This is a genomic window from Sulfuricurvum sp. (genome assembly GCF_028712165.1).
Lineage (GTDB): Bacteria > Campylobacterota > Campylobacteria > Campylobacterales > Sulfurimonadaceae > Sulfuricurvum.
The window spans coordinates 1-2,632 of the sequence record NZ_JAQTQR010000129.1 but is presented as its reverse complement, the minus strand read 5'-3'; the positions used below and the strand labels follow the sequence as shown (position 1 = coordinate 2,632).

Sequence of the window (2,632 nt, the reverse complement as noted above, 5' to 3'; positions counted from 1 at the left end):
TTCAGTTCGGGATATTTTTCTTGAAAAACACGCTCGCTCTCGTTCATAATCGCTGTCCCCTCAATGGAGTCTTTATTCCCTTGTTCTATCTTTTGATTACCAAGAGTCATATCTTGGTCTCCGCTTTTTACAAGCTTATCGCCCTCTTTAATCATCTCTTCGCCCGATAGTTTTAGTTTTGATCCGCGATCCCATTCTTTGGCAATTGCTTTTTGATCAATTCCGGTTTTTTTCTCATCCAGAGCATGCATACGCATAAAATCCCCTGTTGTAGGTGCTTTATCTACACATCCGGAGAGTGCGATCATGACGAGGGTGCTTACAGCTGCTATTTTAAAATTTTTCATTTATTTCCTTTTATTTATCTATGCTGTTTTGAATACAACGGCTAAAAATCGTATCATAGGCTAAATCCAAGATTCAGCATCATGATCAAATGTCTTAACAAACATCGAGTATGTTAAAAGCAAAAATTAGCACCGGTTATATTTAAAAATCTAATTTTTGATCTTTGACGCCATATCGCTGAAAGCTGTTTTCAATGAATCCCAGCTGGATTCAACTCCGTTTTTTATGGATTCATACATATCATCTGTAGCTTCTATCAAATTTGAGAGTTTTAATTTTCCCTCATCGATTTTCTTTTCAAGCATCGTGATATGTTTATTCATCTCAATCTGTACATCGGCACTAGCCATTGAACTTTTGGCTTTTAATGTGTCAATTTCAGCCTTCCAAACAGCAAGTTGAGCCTCTTTTTTTTGTTGATACAGTGCTTTATCACTCATACTATTTCCTTTTTATCGCTCTTTAGAGCGCTCGTCGTCCATGAATCACTAGATCGAGATTCATTCGCATTGTGTTCAAAATATTTCTCCTCTAATTGAGGCAGCCATAAACTTATGACCCCTATTATTTAGAATCAATCGGTTTTTTTCTCTACGTATTGAGCTCCGTCATTGACCTTGTCTTTGCTCCATTCGGCACCGTTAACCGTATCTTTTTTTGCACCTTGCCATGTTTCACTGCAACCACTAGCCATGAGTATCACGAACAGAAGTATTATAGATGTTAGACTTTTTTTCATTTCAAATCCTTTTTTCGCTCTTTAGAGCGGTCGTCGTCCCTGAATCACTCGGATAAGAACAACAATGATGGCAATCACAAGCAACAGATGGATAAATCCACCCAATGTGTAACTGGTGACCAGACCTAATGCCCATAAAACCAATAAGATTACTGCTATTGTCCACAACATATCTCTCTCCTTTAGCGTGTTATTCAATAGTCATTTTATTGATGACATTATTAACGCCCTCAACATCTTCAGCAAGCTTTGTAACCAAATCACGTTCAGCATCGTTTTTAGCTTGACCGCTCAGTGTAACTACCCCATTATCAGTGGCAACACTGGTTCGGATTGCCCCCGTAGATTTATGCATCATCAATGTCATTTTTACCTGAGCAGTGATCGAAGCGTCATCGATTTTGTCACCTATGGTTTCAGAAGGTTTTGCCATTGTCATTTCGTTTTTGACCTCTTTTACCCCTTCAACATCTTTGGTGTATTCAGTTGTAAGTTCTTTTTGGGCTTGGCTCTGTGCTTTACCTTTGAGAGTAACGACTCCATTTTTTACCAATACTTCTGTTTTACTGGCTCTTACATTACTGTGCAACAAAAGTGTAGTTTGGATTTTCATCTTAAGCCACGTATCAGACTTATCATCGTTTTTAATAACGATATTATTCTCAACACTTTTGACCCCAGGCAACGCTTCAACAGTATCCTGCGCCATCGGTTTATGGGTCTCGTCTAAAACATTACCGGATAAGACAACAGCTCCGTTTTTAGAATTTATGGAAATGTGCTCGTCTTTGAGATAGGTTTTAAACACATAACTTTTTTTAAATGAAGATTCAATTTTGTCATCAGTTTCCGAGGCGAATAGAGGAACAGCTGTCGCAACTAAAACAGCTGCTGCCATCGTAATATTCATTGCAGTAGAGTGAATCACTTTTGGGGAATTTATTTTATTATTAAAACTTTGATCGGAGAGTTTTTTAACGAAAAACATAGTAGTTCTTTCATGTTATCTAATACTTATCCAGAGAGCTACTCATTCTATTTTAGAACACCGTCTATACAGTCTATAGCATGTGTTTTCATAACACTTTTTGGAAAGGATTTATTACAATCATCGAACACAATTCCTTCAAATGTGTTCTAGTAGACCTACTTAATTATAAACAGTATATCACTTTAAATTATTTTTATGCATGGAAGAATTATATTAATCAAAAATGGAAGAACTTTGAAGGTGGTGGGTCAAGCAGGATTTGAACCTGCGACAACCCCGTTATGATAAATCATCCTACAATGTAAGGCATTTTATTTTAGTATAAAAACCCTTCTTTAATAAATATGGAATTGTTGAGCAATTATTTTTGCTGTTTATGAAAAATATGAATTATATTTATTAGTTATTTCGCCTTTTATTAATTTCCTCATCTCACACTCAACCCTTCATCGAGATATTTGATCATCGGATAGATAAAGAACTCAATCACTCTTCGTTTACCGACTTTGAGTTCTGCGGTGACACTCATGCCGGGATTGATAGTGAGATCTTTT

The 2,632-nt window shown here is 36.6% G+C and carries 5 protein-coding genes; all 5 read right to left on the bottom strand.

Annotated elements, in window-relative coordinates:
- Nucleotides 1-347, bottom strand: a 347-nt coding sequence (locus PHP90_RS13970) for a hypothetical protein (protein WP_299931110.1), incomplete at its 3' end; no start/stop codon positions are given.
- A gap of 150 nt (nucleotides 348-497) precedes the next feature.
- The gene (locus tag PHP90_RS13965) at nucleotides 498-788 is read right to left on the bottom strand and encodes a hypothetical protein (RefSeq protein WP_299931108.1); all 291 of its coding nucleotides are present in this window, start codon (nucleotides 786-788) and stop codon (nucleotides 498-500) included.
- 134 nt (nucleotides 789-922) lie between these two features.
- On the bottom strand, nucleotides 923-1,087 hold the full coding sequence (locus tag PHP90_RS13960; RefSeq protein WP_299931106.1) for a hypothetical protein: 165 nt from the start codon (nucleotides 1,085-1,087) through the stop codon (nucleotides 923-925).
- Between the two features lie 21 nt (nucleotides 1,088-1,108).
- The gene (locus PHP90_RS13955) at nucleotides 1,109-1,258 is read right to left on the bottom strand and encodes a lmo0937 family membrane protein (protein ID WP_299931104.1); all 150 of its coding nucleotides are present in this window, start codon (nucleotides 1,256-1,258) and stop codon (nucleotides 1,109-1,111) included.
- A 19-nt stretch (nucleotides 1,259-1,277) separates the two neighbouring features.
- On the bottom strand, nucleotides 1,278-2,075 hold the full coding sequence (locus PHP90_RS13950) for a BON domain-containing protein (protein ID WP_299931102.1): 798 nt from the start codon (nucleotides 2,073-2,075) through the stop codon (nucleotides 1,278-1,280).
- Nucleotides 2,076-2,632: the final 557 nt, after the last annotated feature.

Bases quoted from the DNA above. Each gene is read 5' to 3' on its own strand.
- PHP90_RS13965 (WP_299931108.1), bottom strand. From the start codon at position 788: ATGAGTGATAAAGCACTGTATCAACAAAAAAAAGAGGCTCAACTTGCT.
- PHP90_RS13960 (WP_299931106.1), bottom strand. From the start codon at position 1,087: ATGAAAAAAAGTCTAACATCTATAATACTTCTGTTCGTGATACTCATG.
- PHP90_RS13955 (WP_299931104.1), bottom strand. From the start codon at position 1,258: ATGTTGTGGACAATAGCAGTAATCTTATTGGTTTTATGGGCATTAGGT.
- PHP90_RS13950 (WP_299931102.1), bottom strand. From the start codon at position 2,075: ATGTTTTTCGTTAAAAAACTCTCCGATCAAAGTTTTAATAATAAAATA.